Source organism: Gemmatimonadota bacterium (assembly GCA_009841265.1).
Classification (GTDB): domain Bacteria; phylum JAAXHH01; class JAAXHH01; order JAAXHH01; family JAAXHH01; genus JAAXHH01.
In genome coordinates this window covers 19,245-39,596 of record VXMB01000007.1, presented here as the reverse complement: position 1 = coordinate 39,596, position 20,352 = coordinate 19,245, and the positions used below count along the sequence as shown (strand labels likewise).

Annotated in this window: 15 protein-coding genes; 10 read left to right on the top strand and 5 right to left on the bottom strand. The window is 63.2% G+C overall.

Annotated features, from left to right (window positions below; translation table 11 throughout):
- Nucleotides 1-13: 13 nt before the first annotated feature.
- The gene (locus F4X08_01795; GenBank protein MYD24535.1) at nt 14-223 is read right to left on the bottom strand and encodes a hypothetical protein; all 210 of its coding nucleotides are present in this window, start codon (nt 221-223) and stop codon (nt 14-16) included.
- 87 nt (nt 224-310) lie between these two features.
- Nucleotides 311-682, bottom strand: a complete 372-nt coding sequence (locus F4X08_01790; protein ID MYD24534.1) for a hypothetical protein — start codon at nt 680-682, stop codon at nt 311-313.
- Between the two features lie 284 nt (nt 683-966).
- Here F4X08_01790 and F4X08_01785 point away from each other — a divergent pair, with 284 nt between their 5' ends.
- The 4 genes from F4X08_01785 to F4X08_01770 all read left to right on the top strand — a co-directional run bounded on the left by F4X08_01785 (nt 967) and on the right by F4X08_01770 (nt 3,949).
- Entirely contained in the window at nt 967-2,082 is a 1,116-nt protein-coding gene (locus tag F4X08_01785) for a M20 family metallopeptidase (protein MYD24533.1), read from the top strand.
- Between the two features lie 15 nt (nt 2,083-2,097).
- Nucleotides 2,098-3,171: a redox-regulated ATPase YchF gene (ychF, locus tag F4X08_01780; GenBank protein ID MYD24532.1), complete on the top strand. Its 1,074-nt coding sequence runs from the start codon at nt 2,098-2,100 to the stop codon at nt 3,169-3,171.
- A 202-nt stretch (nt 3,172-3,373) separates the two neighbouring features.
- A complete protein-coding gene (locus F4X08_01775) occupies nt 3,374-3,565 on the top strand; it encodes a hypothetical protein (protein MYD24531.1) in 192 nt (63 codons plus the stop codon).
- Between the two features lie 42 nt (nt 3,566-3,607).
- Entirely contained in the window at nt 3,608-3,949 is a 342-nt protein-coding gene (locus F4X08_01770; GenBank protein MYD24530.1) for a hypothetical protein, read from the top strand.
- 185 nt (nt 3,950-4,134) lie between these two features.
- Here the strand turns inward: F4X08_01770 and F4X08_01765 are convergent, their stop codons facing one another.
- Both F4X08_01765 and aceE read right to left on the bottom strand, forming a co-directional pair.
- On the bottom strand, nt 4,135-5,586 hold the full coding sequence (locus tag F4X08_01765; GenBank protein ID MYD24529.1) for a branched-chain alpha-keto acid dehydrogenase subunit E2: 1,452 nt from the start codon (nt 5,584-5,586) through the stop codon (nt 4,135-4,137).
- Nucleotides 5,587-5,672: 86 nt separating this feature from the next.
- Nucleotides 5,673-8,345, bottom strand: coding sequence for a pyruvate dehydrogenase (acetyl-transferring), homodimeric type (gene aceE, locus F4X08_01760; GenBank protein MYD24528.1), 2,673 nt, complete (start codon nt 8,343-8,345; stop codon nt 5,673-5,675).
- A gap of 208 nt (nt 8,346-8,553) precedes the next feature.
- Between aceE and F4X08_01755 the strand changes: the two genes are divergently transcribed.
- The gene (locus tag F4X08_01755) at nt 8,554-9,462 is read left to right on the top strand and encodes a dihydrodipicolinate synthase family protein (protein ID MYD24527.1); all 909 of its coding nucleotides are present in this window, start codon (nt 8,554-8,556) and stop codon (nt 9,460-9,462) included.
- A 78-nt stretch (nt 9,463-9,540) separates the two neighbouring features.
- Here F4X08_01755 and F4X08_01750 read toward each other — a convergent pair whose 3' ends face one another.
- Nucleotides 9,541-11,526, bottom strand: coding sequence for a hypothetical protein (locus tag F4X08_01750; GenBank protein MYD24526.1), 1,986 nt, complete (start codon nt 11,524-11,526; stop codon nt 9,541-9,543).
- A 500-nt stretch (nt 11,527-12,026) separates the two neighbouring features.
- Here F4X08_01750 and F4X08_01745 point away from each other — a divergent pair, with 500 nt between their 5' ends.
- Genes F4X08_01745 through F4X08_01725 form a run of 5 tightly spaced genes read left to right on the top strand, consistent with a single transcriptional unit; the run spans nt 12,027 to nt 20,337 of the window.
- The gene (locus F4X08_01745; protein ID MYD24525.1) at nt 12,027-16,655 is read left to right on the top strand and encodes an FtsX-like permease family protein; all 4,629 of its coding nucleotides are present in this window, start codon (nt 12,027-12,029) and stop codon (nt 16,653-16,655) included.
- On the top strand, nt 16,652-17,524 hold the full coding sequence (locus tag F4X08_01740; protein MYD24524.1) for a sugar phosphate isomerase/epimerase: 873 nt from the start codon (nt 16,652-16,654) through the stop codon (nt 17,522-17,524). The genes F4X08_01745 and F4X08_01740 overlap by 4 nt, the downstream gene beginning before the upstream one ends.
- Nucleotides 17,521-18,054, top strand: a complete 534-nt coding sequence (gene pyrR / locus F4X08_01735) for a bifunctional pyr operon transcriptional regulator/uracil phosphoribosyltransferase PyrR (GenBank protein MYD24523.1) — start codon at nt 17,521-17,523, stop codon at nt 18,052-18,054. The genes F4X08_01740 and pyrR overlap by 4 nt, the downstream gene beginning before the upstream one ends.
- Nucleotides 18,054-19,010, top strand: coding sequence for an aspartate carbamoyltransferase catalytic subunit (locus tag F4X08_01730; GenBank protein ID MYD24522.1), 957 nt, complete (start codon nt 18,054-18,056; stop codon nt 19,008-19,010). The genes pyrR and F4X08_01730 overlap by 1 nt, the downstream gene beginning before the upstream one ends.
- Nucleotides 19,000-20,337, top strand: a complete 1,338-nt coding sequence (locus F4X08_01725) for a dihydroorotase (protein ID MYD24521.1) — start codon at nt 19,000-19,002, stop codon at nt 20,335-20,337. The genes F4X08_01730 and F4X08_01725 overlap by 11 nt, the downstream gene beginning before the upstream one ends.
- The last annotated feature ends 15 nt before the right edge of the window (nt 20,338-20,352 follow it).

Below are 20,352 nucleotides of genomic sequence, written 5' to 3'. Positions count from 1 at the left end.
CTTGTGATGATAGTCATGCTGCTTTGATCTGCGCTTCGACCTTCCGAATCTGCCGCCTGCGGTTAGCGCTCTCCTCTTTACAAGTGGCCAGTTCCTTCGCCTTCTTGAGAGTGGCGGCCGCTCCCTCGTGCAGGCGTTTCTGTATGCCACTTAACTCAGCGAGCCGCCTGCCCACTTCCTCCATGCCTGATATTGTGCAGACCCGCCCGTAGTCTTCTGACAACCGGGAGATCCTGCTTTGCCTTCGTGAGCCAGACGCCGATTGACACTGAGCACTTCCTGGACGGTTACCCGGTTCAAGAATTGGGTGCTAAACATCGTTGACCTTTTCAGCCTTAGCCTTTGCTGCGTCGTATTTCTCCTGCATAATCGTACCAAATTCGCGAGCTGCTTCCTGGCACAACCCAGTCAGATAGCTCGAAAACTCGTTGTCTGGCCGCTTGTCCAGCTTGGCCAACAGGTATGCGTATGGGAACGCCAGACTCCCCAAGATTGCAGAGAACTTGAGAATCCGGCTGAAGCTCATTCCGGTAATCTCCCAATAAAACTGAAGAGACTCGACCTCCGCTTCATCCAGCCGCATCAAAACCTGCCGCGTTTTTTTCTTGTCGCCCTTCTTCCGGCGCCCTGGATCGCGTACTTCGAGAGTAGTATCCTTAGGAATCTCTTTGCTGGCATTCATGGAAATCTCCATTGATGAACGATGATAATATGTTATCTGGATATCATTATATCAAATTTGATTCGGTATGTCAAATCTTTTTTCGCAGACTTGCCTCACGCCGCCCAACAGGTTACATTTGCCTATATGAGGCCAAGCTAATTCGACGGCCCAAGGAAATTTACAACATGGGGTTATCGAATCTGTAACCCCAAGGTAGACAATTGATTACGGGCGACGTGTTTTTCCGACCTCCGGCATCCTCCCATTGGCATCCTCCAACCAAAGAAAGCAGGCTTTAAGCGATGTTCGATCCCCTCCAGGTCACCAGGGAGTTGATCGCGTTCAATTCGATCAGCGCCAACAGCAACGCCGCCGTATCCGATTACCTCCAGGACCAGCTCGACCGCGTGGGTTTTCAGGTCGAACGCATTACGTACCATGACGACAACGGCGTGGAGAAGGTCAACCTCGTCGGCCGCAAGGGCGAGGGGAAGGGCGGCCTCGCGCTGCTGGGCCATTCGGACACCGTCCCGGTAGACGGTTGGGAAACGGACCCCTTTAAGGCAGAGATCCGGGACAACCGGATATACGGCCGCGGAAGCTGCGACATGAAGGGCGCCCTGTCCACCATGCTCGCGGCGGGGGCGGCCTTCGAGGCGTCGGAACTCTCCGCGCCGATCTATCTCGTGTTCACCGCCGACGAGGAAGTCGGGTGCTGGGGCGCGGCCGAAGTCAGCGAGCGGTCCGAACTCCTGAACGGCAGCGGGCTGCGCTACGGGATCATCTGCGAGCCGACGCGCATGGAGGTCGTACGAGCGCACAAGGGCGCGGTTTTCATGCGGGGCGAGACGGAGGGGCGGGCGGCCCACAGCAGCACCGGCAGAGGCGTCAACGCCCATCACGCCATGATCCCCTTTCTCGTGGAGATGAAGGCCATCCACGACGAGCTCAGGTCGGAACCCCGACATCTGAACGACGAGTTCGATCCGCCCTTTTCCGACTGGAACATCGGGGTCAACGACGGCGGCGTCGCCCTCAACATGACGGCGCCCAAAAGCACATGCACGGTCTACTACCGATCGATGCCCGGGCAGGACCAGGAAGCCCTCCTGGACCGCACCCGAAAAGCGGCAGAACGGAACGGCGTTGAACTGACGATCCAGAAGATCGGGGACCCCTTCAGTACGCCCGCGGACTCGGAGCTTGTCCGGACGGCCCTGGGGATCACCGGCACGGAGAAGGCCCACACGGTTCCCTACGGCACCGACGGACTGGTCTTTGGCAGGACAATGGAGCTGATCCTGCTCGGTCCCGGAGACATCCGCCAGGCCCACACGGTGGACGAATGGATGGCCCTGGACCAGTTCGACCTTGCGATCGACGCGTACAAGGCGATGATCCGCGCGTTTTGTGTTTGATGGGAGGACACCGCTTTGCAGATCGGCCTCGTCGGGCTGCCCGGTTCCGGGAAGACCACGTTGTTCAACGCGCTGGTCAGGGCCAACGCGGATACCGGCGGTTACGGTGGGCAGAACACGGCCAACCGGGGGACGATCCGGGTCCCGGACCCGCGACTGGAACGCCTTTCCAGTCTGTTCAATCCACGCAAGACCACTTTCGCCACCGTTGAATACCTCGATGTAGGCGGCATCACGTCCGGTTCGGGAAGGCAGGAGGAACAGCAGGGTGCCGGAGGACTCGCCGACCTGCGCACTATGGACGTACTCGTGCACGTCCTCCGTGGCTTCCCGGATCTGGCCGGTACGTCCGTTACACCGGGCGCGGATTTCGAGACGGTGGAGTTGGAACTCGCCATCGCCGACCTCGAGATCATCGAGCGCCGGCTGACCCGCCTCTCCAAAGAGGCCCGGTCCACGAAACAGCCCGACCTGGTGCGGGAATGGGAGTTGCTCGAACAGTGCAAGCAGGAGATCGAGGGCGGTGGGTTGATCCGGAATCTCCAGTTTTCGCCGGAGGACGAGAAGAGACTTCGAGGCTACCGGTTCCTCTCGCAGAAGCCGGTGCTACTTGCGCTGAATATCCCCGAAGAAGATCTGGGCAAGGAAGCGAGCAGACTGGAAGAGTTGGATGAAATTACCGAAGGGCTGGATTCGCTGGCGTTCTGTGCGAAGGTCGAAATGGAGATCGCCCAGCTCGACGAGGACGACGCCGGCGCTTTCTTGGACGATCTGGGCATCGAGGAATCGGCCCTGAACCGCATGATCACCGCATCGTACCGGCTCCTTAACCTGATCTCGTTCTTTACCGTGGGCGAAAACGAAGTCAGGGCCTGGACCGTCACAAGGGGCGTTACGGCGCCCGAAGCGGCCGGGACGGTGCACTCGGACATGGAACGGGGATTCATCCGGGCGGAAACGCTGGACTGGCAGGCGATGCTCGATCTCGGTGGATGGCAGGCCGCGAAGGAGAAAGGCACGCTGCGCGTGGAAGGCAAGCAGTACGTCGTCGCGGACGGGGACGTGATCAACGTCCGGTTCAGCGTCTGAAAGCACGCTTCAACGTCTGACAGTGCGGACCTGATCTGACCACGCCGTCCCGGTCTAGTCGCATCGTCCCGGTCTAGTTGCGCCGTCCAAAAGGCTTAAGATTTCACTTGTCAATCTATACGCATAGTCGATATCATAGTTAACCCGACCGGCCCGGGACGACCGGGGTTTTAGTCCACCACCTGAAAATGGATCGATGCAAATGACAAACCGAATTCGCTTGGTCACCGCGCTGATCTTGGCCGGAGCCCTGTCGTGGGCTTCGCAGGCCGGCGCTCAACTCAACACCAACACCAGCTTCAACCCGGAACCGCTCAGCCTCGTGGATTTCAAGAAGGCGTTCAACGGCGATACCGGAAAAGTCCGCCTCGTCGTGATGTTCTCGCCTACCTGAGGCCACTGCATAAGCGGCGCCGGGGCGGTGCAGCAAGAGATATTGAATAAGTTTCCCTCCGATGACCTCCGGGTCTACGTGGTCTGGCAGCGTATACTCCGAAACGACGCGGTCAATACGGCCAAGATCGCGGCGGAGCAGGTGTTCAGCGACAAACGGGTCAGCCAGATGTGGGACCCCGCGAACGCACTGGGATTCTGGTACAAGAAGTCGGGGGAACTGGAACACAAGGACCCCATGGTCTGGGACGCCTATTTCCTCTACGGCAAGGATGCCGAGTGGAAGGACGCGCCTACCGGGCTGATCGACACCGGTTACACGGTGTGGAATATGAAAGACAGGCTCTTGAAATCGGTGGCAACGACGATGGAGACCGTGGACTGATCTCCCGGTAGCGGGGCACCCTGGAATTCAGGGTTCAACTACAGTACGACGAAGATCAATTGGACGGGGCGGTTCGACAAGGACCGCCTCGTTTTCTTTTGGGGATGTGGTCCGGCTGGCACGTCAGGCTTCAGTCCGGACTGGGGGATTCGGCAGGTACGATCCGGCAAGTCTGGTCCGGTACGTCAACCCTCCAGGCTGAGCAGGAAGGGTTCCTCGAAGGCCTGGACCAGCCACTGCGTGAAGCGGGCGCCGTCCGCGCCGTCTATGAGCCGGTGGTCGTAGGAAATCATCAGCGGCAGCATGAGGCGCGGCTGGAACGCGCCATCCACGTATATCTGTTCCATGCGGCTTCGCGCCAGCCCCAGGATGGCCACGTCGGGCGCATTGATGATCGGCGCGAAGAAGGTACCGCCGAACCCGCCCAGATTTGAGATCGTGAAGGTGTTCCCCTGCATGTCGTCCGGCGAGAGCTTCCTGTCCCGCGCCCGGGCGGCGACCTCGGAAAGTTCGACAGACAACTCGACCATGTTCTTCCGGTCCACGTCCCGGATGACCGGCACGACCAGGCCGCGGTCCGTATCGACCGCCACGCCCACGTGGTAGTACTTCTTGTGGATGATCTCCTGCCCGGCCATGTCGACGCTGGCGTTGAAGAGCGGAAATCGCTTGAGCGCCGCGGCCACGATCTTCAGTGCGATGGCCGTCATGGTCAGCTTGCCGCCGGCGGCTTCGGCCGCGGGGCCGAACTGCTTGCGCAGGGCTTCCATGTCGGTGACGTCGGCCTTGTCGGCATAGGTGACGTGGGGGATGTTCGACCACGCGGCGGACAGGTGTTCCGCGGCGGCGCGGCGCAGGTTGCTCATGGGCTCGGTCTCCACCGGACCCCATTTCGCGAAGTCCGGCAGAGAAGCCGGAGCGGATGGTCTGGGACCGGCAGCCCCTTGACCGGCGCTCAACTGCCTGGAATGAGACTTGACGTCTTCGACGGATATGCGGCCGTCGGGACCGGTTCCCGGTACCTGGCCGATGTCGAGCCCGATCTCCCGGGCGAAGCGGCGTACGGAAGGCGCTGCCGGTACAGGCGCGCCTGAAGTGGAAGTAGCTGCGGGAACGACCGGGGCCGGCGGCGAAGGGGGTGGTGGAGCTGCGGTTATCTCCGCTGGACCAGCGTCCGCGGCAGGTGGCGCGCTCGGTTCTTGCGAAACACTCGGTTCCGGCGGCGGCGGCGTCTGTGGGGCCTGTGGGGCCGGCTCCCGGGTTTCGGCGTCAGGCGCACCGGCAGCAGGCGCTACAGCCTCCGCCTCTACTTCCGCTTCTGCAGCGTCGGCCTCGCTGGCGTCCTCGATCTCGGCCTCGACGACTGCCGCGTCCCCGCCGGCTGCCGCACCCTCTCCCGCCCCTTCTTCATACATGAGCACGGGCGCGCCTACCTCGGCCGTCGCGCCGTTCTCCACGAGGATTTCAGTCACCACTCCGCTGAATCCCGACGGCACCTCGAGGTTGGCCTTGTCGGTCTCGATCTCCAGGACGGGCTGGTTTTCTTCGACTTGATCTCCGACGGCCACCAGGATACCTACCACGGTGCCCGCGTCGACGTTCTCACCCAGCGCCGGAAGATTGAAAGGCGTCGCCATAGGTCTTGCGTCCCTCTGCCATTAGTTTGTGTGGAGTCGGCCTGTCGGCGTCGATCTCCGGATCGGCCATCGCCTGCTTCGGCCCGTCACAGCATGAGCGGATTCGGCTTGTCGGCGTCGATCTCCAGGTCGGCCATCGCCTGCTTCAGTGTGGAAGCCGGCAGTTTGCCGTCGCGCATCAGGCCGTAGAGCGCGGACAGCGCGATATACCGGGCGTCCACTTCGAAAAAATCCCGCAGGGCGGCGCGGCTGTCGCTGCGTCCGAATCCATCGGCCCCGAGCGTGATCAGGTGGCCCGGGAACCAGGCGGATACCGTGTCCGGCAGCGCTTTCACGTAATCGCAGGCCGCCACGTAGGGTCCCGGCACGTCGGCCACGCAGGAGGTCACGTAGGGCACGCGCGGCGTTTCCTCGGGGTGCATGATGTTCCACCGCTCCACGTCCACCGCCTCGTTGTGCAGCGCCTTGTAGCTGGTGATGCTCCAGACGTCCGCGGCCACGCCGTACTGTTCCTCCAGGATCCGGCCGGCCTTGAGCACTTCGTTCAGGATGGCGCCGCTTCCGAAGAGCTGGACGCGCAGGTCGCCGTCCTCCATTTCCGATTCGCGGAAGAGGTACATCCCCTTGAGGATGCCCTCCCGGGTCGCCTCGGGGTCGCCGGGCATGGGCGGCATGGCGTAGTTCTCGTTGTGCACGGTCAGGTAGTAGAACACGTCCTCCTGATCCTCGTACATGCGCCGGATGCCTTCTTCGATGATCACCGCCAGTTCGTAGCCGTAGGCCGGATCGTAGGCCAGCAGGTTCGGAACCGGGTAGGCCAGCAGGTGGCTGTTGCCGTCCTGGTGCTGAAGTCCTTCGCCTGCCAGCGTGGTCCGCCCCGACGTGGCGCCGACGAGGAATCCCTTGCAGCGCATGTCGCCCGCGGACCACACCAGGTCGCCGACGCGCTGCAGGCCGAACATGGAATAGTAGATGAAGAAGGGGATGGTGTTGATGTCGTAGGTGGCGTAGGCCGTGCCGGCGGCGATGAAGGACGACATGGCGCCCGCTTCCGAAATGCCTTCTTCCAGCAACTGGCCGTCTTTCGATTCGCGGTAATACAGGAGCGTTTCGCTGTCCACCGGGTCGTAGAGCTGCCCCACCGGGGAGTAGATGCCGGACTGCCGGAACAGGGCCTCCATGCCGAAAGTCCGGGCCTCGTCGGGGACGATGGGCACGATCAGGTTGCCGATTTCCTTGTCGCGCATCAGGTCCGACAGGATGTTGACGAAGGCCATGGTCGTCGACACCTGCCGGTCGGTCCCCTCGTAGTACTTGCGGTACTTGTCCTGCTTCGGCGCGTGCAGCGGCGTGAAGGTCGTCCGCCGGGAGGGCACGTAGCCGCCGAGGGCCCTGCGCCGCTCGTGAAGATACTGGATCTCCTCGCTGTCCTCGGGCGGCTTGTAGAAGGGCACTTCGGCCACGTCTTCATCGGAAATCGGGATCCGAAACCGGTCCCGGAAGGCCAGCAGGTCGCTGTCCTCCATCTTCTTGATCTGGTGGGTGCTGTTGGCGCCCTGCCCGCTGTCGCCCATGCCGTATCCCTTGATCGTCTTCATCAGGATGACCGTCGGTGCCCCTTCGGTTTCCACGGCCGCCTTGTACGCGTGGTAGACCTTGAGCGGATCGTGGCCGCCGCGCCGCAGGTGCTGCAGCTGCGAATCGGACAGGTGTTCCACCATCTTCTTCAAATCCGGATGGACGCCGAAGAACTTGTTCCGGATGTATTCGCCGGACGCCATGCTGTACTTCTGGTACTGGCCGTCCACCGTCTCGTGCATGCGGTTCACGAGGAGTCCGTCGCCGTCCTTTTCCAGGAGGGGATCCCAGTCGCTGCCCCAGATGCACTTGATGACGTTCCATCCCGCGCCCCGGAAGATGGCCTCGAGTTCCTGGATGATCTTGTGATTGCCCCGGACGGGGCCGTCGAGCCGCTGCAGGTTGCAGTTGATTACGAAGATGAGGTTGTCGAGGTTTTCGACGACCGGCACGGTAATGGCGCCGAGGGACTCGGGCTCGTCCATCTCCCCGTCGCCCATCATGACCCACACCTTGGAGTCGCTCGGATTCTTGATCCCCCGGTTTTCGAGGTATTTCATGAAACGGGCCTGGTAGATGCCGGTGATGGCGCCGAGGCCCATGGACACCGTGGGGAACTCCCAGAAGTCCGGCATCAGCCAGGGGTGGGGATAGGACGACAGGCCGGGCGTATTCACCTCGTGGCGGAAGTGCTTGAGCTGCTCTTCGGTGACGCGGCCTTCCAGGTAGGCCCGCGCGTAGATGCCGGGCGCGGCGTGGCCCTGGACGAAGAGGAGGTCGCCCTCGTGGCTTCCGTTCCGGTTGCGGAAAAAGTGATTGAACCCCACCTCGTAGAGCGTCGCGGAAGACGCGTAGGTGGAGATGTGCCCGCCGATGGATGCGTCGGCCCGGTTGGCGCGGACCACCATGGCGAGGGCGTTCCAGCGCACGATGTTCTTGATGCGCCGTTCCAGGTCGCGGTCGCCGGGATAAGGTTCCTGCAGTTCGACGGGAAAGGTGTTGACGTAGGGCGTGTTGGCGGAGAAGGGAAGGCGTACGCCGGACTCGGCGGCCCGGGACTCCAGCGCCGCCAGGATGCGGCGGGTGCGTTCCGGGTCGCCCTGCGAAATGACGTACTCAATCGATTCGAGCCATTCGTGAAGTTCCAGCGATGCTACATCGGGTTCCACGTCCGTTGTCATCAAGCTTCCCCGGGGTATTCTGCACGTCGGCTGCGAGCCTTTTATCCATTCAAAAACAACGACACAAAATAGGGGCGTGGCACCCTTTCTGTCAATCATTATATTGGTTTACGGACCCGACCCGGACCCCTTCCGCAAAGGCGTCCGGGATGCCCCTGGAAGCGCCGCACAATCACGGATTAAACCTTAGCGATCACGGGAGGTTGGCATGACAAGCGACGGCCGGCATGGCTGGCACGGCATATTCACCATACCGCAGACGCCCTTTACCGACGACGGCGCACTGGACGAGGAGGGACTGCGGAGGCAAATCGATTTCTGCGTGGATACAGGCACCCACGGCATCGTCTATCCCGTCATGGTGAGCGAGTTCTGGCTGCTCTCGGACGACGAGCGGAAGCGGGTCGTGGACGTGGCCGTGGAGCAGGTGGACGGGCGCATCCCCATGATCGCGGGCGTGGCCGGGGTGAGTACCGAGGTCGCCGTGATGTTCAGCCGCCACGCGCGCGAGGCCGGCGCCGACGGCGCCATCGCCCTGCCGCCCTACGTGCTCAAGCCCGGGCTGGACGGCCTGGTCGACTACTACCGCCGGGTCGCGGAAGCCATGGGGAAACCCGTTTTCATCCAGAACTTCGATCCGCCACTGGGTTCCAGCCTCCCACCGGCCGTCATCCGTGAGTTGCTGCTGGACATTCCGCACGTGAAGTACATCAAGGAAGAGATGATGCCGCCGGGCCATTCGGTGACGGCGCTGCTGGAGACCTGCGGGGACGAACTGCACGGCGTCTTCACCGGGTTCGGCGGACGCTGGTTCATCGACGAGCTGAACCGCGGTGCGAGCGGCACCATGCCGGCCTGCGAGTTCACCGACGTACTGGTCCGCCTCTACGAGCGTTACCGGTCCGACGACGTGGAAGGCGCGCGGGAGATCCACACCCGGCTATTGCCGCTCATCAACATCGAAAGCCTGCAAGGCGTGATCTTCTGCAAGGAGATCCTGAAACGGCGGGGCCTGATCGCATCGACGTTCACGCGGGCGCCTGGGAGGCTGGACCGGCACGACCTCGCCGAGATCGACCGGCTCTTGCGGGACGTAGAGCCATTGTATATACGCTAAATGTAATCACTGACCGCAGTCGGCCCCGGCTACGTCCATTCGTGCAGGGCGTGCCCCTGACCGGGAGCCCGCGCAAGGCTACGTCCATTCATGCAGGGCGTGCCCCTGCCCAGGAAACCAGATCCAGTCCACGACGAACCCGAGAAAAACCCCCGTAGTGTACCCCACGAGCACGCCCCAGGCAAAGGGCTGGGCCCGGCGGTAGAACGTCACCCCGCCGATCCGCAGCAGCAGCATCTTGATCAGCCAGGCCAGGAACAGCGAGAACATGAGGAGCCGGGTCACGTCGGCGAAGGCCACGGTGAAACCCACCGGCGCCAGGGGCCAGCCGGGAAACCGGTAGGTCAGGGCCGTCATGACGAGCATGATGACGCCGCCGAGGGCCATGAACAGGAACTCGGGCGGCTGCAGCTGGCTGGCGTTCCGGATCCAGCGCACAATGTCGTCGTAGTAGGTCTCGTTGATGCCGCCGAAGGCGTCGCGCTCGCCGAAGTTGTACGCGCCTACGGTCGTATTCCCGATGTAGACCGTGTACAGCACGGAGGTGAGCAGGCTGATAACGAAGGTGGCGATCATGAGGGCGAGGATCCCCCGCTTGTCCTGCCGCAGGTCGGACATCACCTTGTCCGACTGGGCGATGGTGCCGATGCCCATGCCCCGCCAGTTTCGGGCATAGGCGGATCCCAGGCCGAGGGTGGTGAGACTCTGGTGGTCGATGTTCCCCGATCCCAGGGTCAGAATGGTGAAATGGTGGGCGTTGACCGGCAGATCCAGGAAGGCCAGGCCCGTCTGGGCGATGATCCGCGCCGTGCCCAGGTACAGCACGAAGAGGAAAAACAGGAATACGGGCACCACCTGCCAGGACAGCCCCGAACCCACCAGCCAGGCCACCAGGTACACTACGCTGCCCGCCAGGCCGAGCACGGCGACGCGATAGGACATCAACTCCGTGGGCGGTTGCTCACCGCCACGCAGGGCCTGCCGAAAGACGTCGGCGATCTGCGCGCGGGCCGTCCACAGGTGCCAGAAGACGAAGACGATGAACCCGCCGAAGAACTGGGCCTTCACCACGGCGTTCACCCCCACCGGGCTGTCGGAAAACTGGAGTCCGACGCGGTCGAGCAGGCCGCCTTCCAGCACGCCGCACAGGGCGAAGAACCACAGGCTGAAGGTAATCTCGAGCGGCGCCAGGAAGGCGAAGCACAGGGCATATATGTTGACGCTGACCCGGATGGCATCGGTGCCTTCCACCAGTATCATCGTGGTTCGGTAAAGTGCCCCGATGGGAATGGGCGAGATGGCCCCCCAGAACGCGGCGATGTTCCAGATCATGAGGGCCAGCGTGAGGCCGAAGCCCATCTGGAACAATCGGTCGTAGGCGAAACCCGGAAAAGTCCGTTCCGTCCGGTCGTCGTGGCGGATCAGGTCGACCGCCATCCGGACGAGCGGAAAGGTCAGTCGCTCGTGGGCCACCCACGTCCTCCGCATGATGGTGGACATGCAGGCGCCCATGAAGAAGAGCATCACGAAGAAGGTCAGCCACCAGAAGAGGGGCGGGAGCCAGGGTCCCCAGATGACGTCGCCGGCCCCCTCCGGGATCCCTTCGTAGAACCACACCAGCGTATTGCCCTGGCCGCTCACCAGCAGCCAGTCGGGCAGGTACTCGAAAAAGGTGACCGCCCACTGGTTTTCGGGCCGCGCGAAATAGTACGGCGTCGCGATGACCCCCATGAGATAGGCGACCAGTACCTTGCCCGGCACGAGGGAGGAAACGAACATCATCACGAAGACCAGGGCCAGTTCGTTTCCGGTCAGCACCCAGGTCGGCCGCCACGTTCGCAGGGCGGGGTTGACGATGAAGAGCAGGAAGAAGAAAGGTATGAGGACCGAGATCGGCAGGTGTCCTACCGTCATGCGGGAGGACTGCAGGATGAAGGAACCGAAGGGCACCCAGATGTTGATCAGGACGGCGAGTGCCAGCCCCAGGACCACGGCGCGGCGGGAAATGCCGGCCGATCGCAGTATGCCGGGTCGCGGTATACCGATTCGCGTAAGGGATGTCATGATTCGGTGCGCCGAAACAGGAAAACAGGTTTTATAGGGGGAAAAGATCTGGATACTGTACGCCAATCAATATATCCGGTCTCCGTCAGGTGGCACAACCCTAGTTTTAACCGGCGTGTTACCATCGTGCAACCATGAGCGCGTAACCATGTGCCGGTTCGTGCACCCGTATTACGTCCCGAGCGCGCGACCCTGAGGCCGTCAAGGGGCCGTCAGGTTTTTGCTTGAACCGTCGTATCATCTTTTTTATATTGCTTTGTTCAAGTATGCGACAACTCACTACGCTCGGGATGAATGCGACTGGAAGGGCCTCTCGGCAGTCCCGGGCATACCCATGTTCCCCGGCAATGAATGACGCGGAGGCGGCGGTTCTGCGCGGCTTCCAGCGTACGAAACCGCCGCTTCCACATTCGGAATGCATTCCGCATTCGGACTGCGGCAGCGGCGGAAGAACTGCGGCGCGGCATGACTGCGCGGCCGTAAATCAGGGATAAACGCACATGTGGTCGAAGATAAAAACGGGCATAGGCATCACCATCGCGGTGCTGATGCTGTCCTCGGTCACCATCTTCCATCCCGAGGATATTACCGAAAATATCCTGATGAAGCTGATCTCGCTGCCGGAACCTCAGGAGGTTCAGCCTTTCCTGGGCCACGACCGCGACCTCGAGGAAGCCCTGGAGTCGGTCAGCGCGGAGTCGATCGAAAACACGGTGCGTACCCTGTCCTCCCATCCTTCCCGTGTGGTGGGCTACGCCGGCGCCGATTCGGCCTACGCGTACGTACGGGATCAGTTCGAAGAGATCGGCCTGCAGGACATCCGTACCGAGACGTTCCCGGTTACGGTGCCCATCGACAAGGGATCGAAACTGACGGTGATGGAGACGGGCGAGGAGATCCCCCTCCATGCCCTCTGGCCCAACCACGTGCGCACGCCCACCACGCCCGGCGAGGGTATTTCAGGTCCGATCGTCTATGGCGGCAAGGGGGAATTCGCCGACTTCAACGGGTACGAGATGCAGGGCAGCGTCGTGCTCATGGACTTCGACTCCCAGGACCGTTTCATCAATGCCCGGATGCTCGGCGCCAGTGCGGTCATCTTCTTCGACAACGGGCGGGTGACCCGGAGTGAGGCGGAACTCAAATTCATGGGGCTTCCGCTCAACGTGCCCCGTTACTGGGTCGATAAGACGCACGCGCCTGGCCTGATGGCCCTGGCCGAACCAGGTACGAACCACGTGAACGTCCAGGCCCGCATGGACTGGGAGGAGGTGGAAGGGAAGAACATCTTCGGGTGGATACCCGGCCTCGACGAGGAAATGCCGAACGCCAGGGACGAGACCCGCACGAAGTGGAAAGACTACACGATCGTCATTTCGTCCTTCTACGACGCCATGTCGGTGGTCCCGGGCGTCGCGCCCGGAGCCGAAAGCGCCTCGGGCGTCGCCGCGCTGCTCGAGGTCGCCCGGGCGGTCAAGCGCTATAACCCGAAGTACTCCGTGGTCATCCTGGCCACTTCCGCCCACTTCATCGGCCTGGAAGGGGCGCACAACTGGCTGTACCGGCACGGCCGGGCGAGTGGTTACTTCATGTCGAGGATCCCCGAGGCGGACAAGATCGATTTCGACATGTTCTTCGGCATCGACCTCTCCAGCCACGAGTCCCGCGTCGGCAGCTTCGCCTTCGGCACCTTCGACAACGCCGCCTGGGCGACCAACCACTACATCAAAAACATCTTCGCCCCCTATTCACGGAAATTCGCAAGCTATATCCAGGAAGCCTTCGGCGCCGGCGCCGATTCAGCCCGGTATGTCAACGCCATCGTGCCGCCGCAGCGGACCTGGAAGGACTTCATGCCCGTCAAGATCGGACTGGACAGCGAGGCCGTCACCTACATGGGCAAGAAGGGCATGTCCTTCGTCACGCCGAACGGGACGCGGGGACTGGTGGACACGCCCAACGACCGCTTCGAATCGGTCAACATCGCCAATGTCACCGAGCAGGCGCGGTCGCTCGCGGTCATGCTCGCCCGGGCCACCACCGACGGCGAGCTCTTCGAAGAGACTAAGCTCAAGATCCAGGACACGGCACACGACTTGTCGGGCACGGTCTACGAGTTCGACCGGGACGTCAACTTCTTCGTGCCCAAGAAGCCCATCCCCGGCGCGCTGGTCACCTATTACAAGGGGCTGACCAATACAGGCGTGCGCGGCATCCTCATCACCAAGGCCGATTCCCTGGGACGCTTCGAATTCCGTCCGTTGAAACAGCAGAAAGGGCCGATCAAGTTGCGGACGTACGCGCTGGACGAGGATGGCGAAATCATCTACGCGCCCGACCTGGGCCAGGAGGGCGACAAGACCTTCCCGCTGGACGCCGCGAGCGGCGCGAATGAAAACACCACCCTGCAGATCGTGTTCCGGGCCGAAGCCCTGGACGTGTACGAGATCATCGACTCCCGGTACCTCACGGCGCTGGACCAGTTGACCGTCCTGGCGCAAAACGACGCCGAACCCCAGTGGTACGGCCACAGCTACATAGAAAAGCAAAGCGGCTCGGAGGGCCGCACCATACCCGCGGCGGTCGTCTTTGCCAAACCGGGCCAGCGCGTCAAGCTGCTCATGAGTACCAGCCTCTTCGGCGTCAAGTACCTGCTGACCAACGCGCCGGATACCTTCCTGAAGGATCCCGTCGAACCGAACGAGGTGACCCTGGAACTTCTGGAAGAGGCCCAGGGCCAGGGCTACCCGGTCGATATGGGCCTCATCGTGAATCCGTCCTACCAGGGCACGCGGGACATGTGGGTCGTGGATGACGTAAGGCTCAAGCAACTCGCCCGCTTCGGCGTGGAGAACCAGCGCATCGAGCAACTCCACGAACAGGCGCGCGTCACGCTCCTCGAGGCGGAGGAGCACCTGGCGAACCGGGAATACGACGCCTTCATTTCCAAGTCTCGGGAAGCCTGGGGTCTCGAAGCGCGGGGATACCCGGAGGTCAAGTCCACGGCGGACGACACGGTCAAGGGCGTGATCTTCTATTTCATCCTGCTCATCCCCTTCTCCTTCTTCATGGAGCGCCTGGTCTTCGGGTTTCCGACGATCAACAAGCGGATCTTCGGGTTCGCCACCTTCTTCATCGCAGTCTTCCTCGTGCTGCAGCAGGTGCATCCCGCCTTCAAGCTCAGCACGTCGCCCTACGTGATCTTCCTGGCTTTCGTCATCTTCGCGCTGGGTACGACCGTGCTGATCATCGTCCTGTCCAAGTTCAACCAGGAAGTGCAGAAGATCAAGCGGGCGCAGACCGGCATGCACGAGGCCGACATCGGCCGGTTGAGCGCCACGGCCGTCGCCCTTTCGCTGGGTGTTTCCAACCTGAGGAAACGTAAAGTTCGCACGGCCCTCACGGCGGCGACCATCACCTTGCTGACCTTCACCGTGCTGTCCTTCACGTCCATCACCACGTCCCTCAGGTACTACAAGCTGGAGCGGTACAACGAACCGACCTACGAGGGAACGCTGGTCCGGGACCGTAACTGGAAAGGATTGCAGCCCTCCGTCTACGACTATCTCAAGAGCACCTTCGAGGACAAGGCCACGCTGATTCCGCGGGCCTGGTACATGTCCCAGGTCAAGGGCGAAAAGGGGTTCTTCTCTTTCTCGTCGCCCCGGTCTTCCCATGAAAGCTACGTGAACAGCATTCTGGGCCTGACCCCGGACGAGCCCAGGGCGACCCGCCTCGACGAATACCTCCTCGGCGGCAGGTGGTTCGAGCCCGGGGAACGGGACGCGGCCATCCTGCCCGACGACGTGGCCGCGGTGGTGGGCATCAGTCCCGAAGACGCCGGTTCCGCCTACATCGACATGTTCGGCATGCGGCTGCAGGTCGTCGGCGTGATCGATTCAAGACGGTTCAACCAGCTCAAGGACCTGGACGACGAGAAGCTCACGCCGGTCGACCTGGTCCAGGAAAAGGGCAAGATCGCGCAGCGTATCGGCGAAGACCCCCGGCTGCAGGCCGAGTCGCCGCCGGAGGCCTTCATCCATCTCGAGTCCAACAACGTCATGATCCTGCCCTACGAGACGGTCATGGACCTCGACGGGAAGATGTATTCGGTCGCCATCGCGGACTTCGTGGACGAAAGCGGACAGCCGAACCCCGCCTTCGACCGCGATATCGAGGACTTCCTGTCCCGGGTCGCCATGACCATGTTCGTGGGGAAGGACGGCACGGTCAACGTCTACAGTTCCATCGGTTCCACCTCCATCGGGGGCCTCGGCAACTTCCTGATTCCCATCCTCGTCGCCGCCATGATCGTCCTGAACACGATGATGGGCGCGGTCCACGAGCGCTTCCGGGAAATCGGCGTCTACAGCTCGGTCGGCCTGGCACCGAGCCACATCGCGGCGCTGTTCCTGGCCGAGTCCTCCGTCTTCGCCACGGTGGGCGCCGTGCTGGGCTACCTGGGCGGACAGACCATCACCCTCGTGCTGTCGAATTACGACATCCTCGCGGGCCTGTCGCTGAACTATTCCTCCCTGTCGGCCGTCTGGTCGGTGGTCGTGGTCATGGCCACGGTGTTCCTGTCGACGGCCTACCCGGCCAAGAAGGCGGCGGACATGGCCGTGCCTGACGTGGGCCGGGAGTGGAAGTTCCCCGAGCCCGACGGGGACGACTGGAGCTTCGATTTCCCCTTCACCATCGGCAGCGTCGAGGTGCTGGGCATGTACGCCTATCTCACGCGGGTCTTCGAATCCTACGAGGAGGGTTCACTGGGCGCCTTCGTCACGGAGAATGTCCAGCTTACAGCCGTGGAAGGCGCCACGGAGCAGCCCATGTACCATATCTCGATGATGACCTGGCTCGCCCCCTACGACCTGGGCATCAGCCAGAAGGTCTCGCTCAGCGCCGCGCCGGCGGAGAATGAAAGAGACCTCTACGCCGTGTGGGTGGACATCCACCGCGAGAGCGGCGACGTGGCGTCCTGGCAGCGCATCAACCGGCGCTTCCTGAGCGTGCTGCGCAAGCGCTTCCTGGTCTGGCGCACCCTCCCGCAGGATCTCAAGAACGATTACGCCGCGACCGGCCGGGAAATGACGGAAAGGATGGAAGAGGCGGGACAACCCGTATGAAGTTCGCCTTCTGCAACGAGATGTTCCAGGACGTCCCCCTCCGGCGGATCTTCCAGACCGCCGCGGAAATCGGATATGACGGCGTGGAAATCGCCCCCTTTACGGTGGCGCGATCGGTGAACGAGGTCGGTCCCGACGCCCGGAAGGCGATACGCGACGACGCGGCGGAATACGGCCTCGAAATCACCGGGCTGCACTGGCTTCTGCTCAGCCCTGAAGGCCTCTACCTCAACCACCCCGACGACGGCATCCGGTACTGCACCCGCTTGTACCTCTGCGACCTGATCCGGTTCTGCGGCGACATCGGCGGCCGGGTCATGGTGGCCGGTTCGCCGAAGCAACGCAACGTGCTGCCGGACCAGACCTACGAGGCGACGTGGGACCGTACCCGCCAGGCGTACCAGGAATGCCTGCCCACGGCGGAGGAAAACGGGGTCACCATCTGCCTCGAGCCCCTGGACAGCGCCCAGACCAACTTCATCAACACCCCGGACGAAGCCGCGCGGATGGTCCGTGAGATCGACCATCCCAATTTCCGCCTGATCATCGACGTCCGGGCGACCCTGTGCCAGGGGCTGGACGTCGCGGCGGCGATCCACGAACACCGGGATATCACGGCCTACATCCACTTCAACGACGCCACCGGCAACGGGCCGGGATTCGGAGATACCGATTTCGTCCCCATCCTGCGGGCGCTCCGGGAAACCGGATACGACGGATACGGATCGGTGGAGGTGTTCGACTATTCGCACGGTGCGGAGCACATCGCCCGGAAGAGCCTGGAGACGCTGAAGGCGGCCTGGTCGGCGGCGAGCGCGGCGGGCGAGGGGGCGGCGACTGGCGCGCCTCGTGAGGGGGCGGCCGGATGAGCGAGCAGGTCCTCGACAGGGAAGGCATCGCCCGGGCGCTGTCCCGCATCGCCCGCCAGATCCTGGAACGCAACCAGGGTGCTTCCGGCATCGCCATCGTTGGTATCCAGCGACGCGGCGACTGGCTGGCGCGGCGGCTGGCCGAGGCCATACGGGAGGCGGAAGACACGGCCGTACCCGTGGGCGTGCTGGACATCAACCTGTACCGCGACGACCTCCAGGTCCGCGCGGACTACCCCGTCGTCCGCACGACCGACATCCCCTTCGACATCGAGGGGCGCACCGTCATCCTGGTGGACGACGTCCTTTACACGGGCCGCACGATCCGCGCGGCGCTGGACGAATTGAGGGATTTCGGCCGGGCAAGGCGGATCGAACTCGCCGTCCTGATCGAGCGGGAGGGACGGGAACTGCCCATCCAGGCGGATTACATCGGGGAGACCATCGAAGTGGGTCCCGGCCGGACCGTCGTCGTCCACGTCCATGAGCTGGACCGGGACGACAACGTCGCGGTGGAGGAGGTGGCCTGATGGCGAAGAACAGGCTTCGCGCGCTGCGCCACCGCCACCTGATCGGCCTCGAGGACTACTCCCGCGAGGAGGTCGGACTGATCCTGGATACGGCGGACTCCTTCAAGGAAGTGATCCGGCGGCCCATCCGCAAGGTCCCCGCCCTCCGCGGGAAGAACGTCGTAAATCTCTTCTTCGAATCGAGCACCCGCACGCGGCTTTCCTTCGAACTCGCCGAGAAGCAACTCTCCGCAGACACCCTGAACTTCGCGTCCACCGGCAGCAGCGTGTCCAAGGGAGAATCCTTGAGCGACACGGCGCGGAACATCGAAGCCATGCAGGTGGACTGCGTGGTGGTGCGCCATGCCGCCGCCGGCGCGCCCCTCTTCCTCTCGCAGTGCCTGTCGAGCGCGGTCGTCATCAACGCGGGCGACGGCGCCCACGAACATCCCACGCAGGGACTGCTGGACCTCCTCACCATGCGGGACGCACTGGGCCAGCTGGAGGGTCTGAAGGTGGCGCTCATCGGCGACATCGCCCACAGCCGGGTGGCACGCTCCAATATCTGGGGACTCCGGAAAATGGGCGCCGACGTGGTCGTATGCGGGCCGCCCACGCTGATTCCCGTCGACATCGAGGAGATGGGCGTGGAGGTCAGCTACCGGATCGGCGACGCCCTCCGCGACGCCGACGTAATCTACGCTCTGCGGATACAGCTTGAACGGCAACAGGAAGCCTTCTTTCCGTCCCAGCGCGAGTACACGCGGCTGTTCGGCATCGACCCAGAACGGCTGGAACTCGCCAAACCCGAAGCCATCGTCATGCACCCCGGCCCCATCAACCGCGGCGTAGAACTCGACAGCCGCGTGGCGGACAGCGGGAGATCGGTCATTCTGGACCAGGTGACCAACGGCGTCGCGGTGCGCATGGCAGTCCTCTATCTCCTCAACGGCGGAGGTGAGCGCGATGCGGCCTGACGGACCGGATACCATCGGCGGCGCAACTGGAATCGCCGGGCTTGCGGTGGTCCGCAACGGACGCATCGTCGACCCCTCTTCCGGCCGCGACGAGCAGGGCGATCTCTGGATGCGCGACGGGCGGATCATCGACCGGCCGGCGGACGACGAGGCGAAAGGCGCCGTGGTCATCGATGCGGCCGGTCTGCTCGTCCTGCCGGGCCTGGTCGATCTGCACGCCCATCTCTGCGAACCCGGGTTCGAGTACAGGGAGACTCTTGAGAGCGGCGCGCTCGCCGCCGCCGTGGGCGGTGTCACCGCCGTGGCGTGCATGCCGGACACCGACCCGGTCATCGACGACGCGCCTACGGTGGAATTCGTACGGGAAAGGGCGGCCGGCGCGGCGGCGAAGATCCATCCCATCGCCGCGGTCACCGAGGGATGCCGGGGCGAACGTCTGACCGAGGCCGGCGAACTGGCCGAGGCCGGCGCCGTGGCGCTGTCCGATGCCGGCCGGTCCATCCGGAATCCGGCCATCCTGCGCCGCGCCCTCGAATACAGCCGGATGTTCGACCTGCCCATTTTCGTGCACTGCGAAGACCCGTCGCTATCTGCCGGCGGACACATGCACGAGGGAAGCCACGCCACACGGCTGGGCCTGAAGGGCATACCCTCCATCGCGGAAGAAACCGTCGCCGCCCGGGACCTCATGCTGGCCGAGTGGACGGGCGGACGGATCCACGTCATCCACGCCAGCACGGCCGTGACGGTGGATCTCATCCGGTCGGCGAAGCAGCGGGGCGTGCGGGTAACCGCCGATGCCAGTCCCCACCACCTGGTGTTGACCGACGAATCCCTTTCAACCTACGATACGCACCTGAAGACCAATCCGCCCCTGCGCAGCAAAGTGGACGTGGAGGCGCTTCGCGCGGGCCTGGCGGACGGAACGATCGACGCCGTCGCTTCGGATCACACGCCGCGGTCCGTGGACGAGAAAAACACGGAGTTCCAGGAAGCGCTGCCCGGCGCAACGGGTCTCGAGACCATGCTGGCCGTCGTGTATACCGAGCTGGTCAGGCCCGGCCTGCTATCCCTGGGCGACGCGGTAAAGGTCCTGTCCGCATCCCCCGCGGGCATCCTGGGGGTAGAAGGAGGCAGCCTGGCATCCGGCGGCCCCGCCGACCTCTTTCTCTTCGATCCGGATGGAACCTGGACCGTGGATCCCGCGTCCTTCAGGTCAAGATCCGCAAACTCGCCATTCACCGGCCGCACGCTGGAAGGATGTGTTACCATGACCATCGCCGGCGGCCGGGTCAGCTACCGGCGCGACGCGCCCGAATCACCTTGACGGACCGGTGCGAAT

Coding starts and splice junctions, on each gene's coding strand:
- F4X08_01790 (MYD24534.1), bottom strand. CDS start 682: ATGAATGCCAGCAAAGAGATTCCTAAGGATACTACTCTCGAAGTACGC.
- F4X08_01785 (MYD24533.1), top strand. CDS start 967: ATGTTCGATCCCCTCCAGGTCACCAGGGAGTTGATCGCGTTCAATTCG.
- F4X08_01775 (MYD24531.1), top strand. CDS start 3,374: ATGACAAACCGAATTCGCTTGGTCACCGCGCTGATCTTGGCCGGAGCC.
- F4X08_01765 (MYD24529.1), bottom strand. CDS start 5,586: ATGGCGACGCCTTTCAATCTTCCGGCGCTGGGTGAGAACGTCGACGCG.
- aceE (MYD24528.1), bottom strand. CDS start 8,345: ATGACAACGGACGTGGAACCCGATGTAGCATCGCTGGAACTTCACGAA.
- F4X08_01755 (MYD24527.1), top strand. CDS start 8,554: ATGACAAGCGACGGCCGGCATGGCTGGCACGGCATATTCACCATACCG.
- F4X08_01750 (MYD24526.1), bottom strand. CDS start 11,526: ATGACATCCCTTACGCGAATCGGTATACCGCGACCCGGCATACTGCGA.
- F4X08_01745 (MYD24525.1), top strand. CDS start 12,027: ATGTGGTCGAAGATAAAAACGGGCATAGGCATCACCATCGCGGTGCTG.
- F4X08_01740 (MYD24524.1), top strand. CDS start 16,652: ATGAAGTTCGCCTTCTGCAACGAGATGTTCCAGGACGTCCCCCTCCGG.
- pyrR (MYD24523.1), top strand. CDS start 17,521: ATGAGCGAGCAGGTCCTCGACAGGGAAGGCATCGCCCGGGCGCTGTCC.
- F4X08_01730 (MYD24522.1), top strand. CDS start 18,054: ATGGCGAAGAACAGGCTTCGCGCGCTGCGCCACCGCCACCTGATCGGC.
- F4X08_01725 (MYD24521.1), top strand. CDS start 19,000: ATGCGGCCTGACGGACCGGATACCATCGGCGGCGCAACTGGAATCGCC.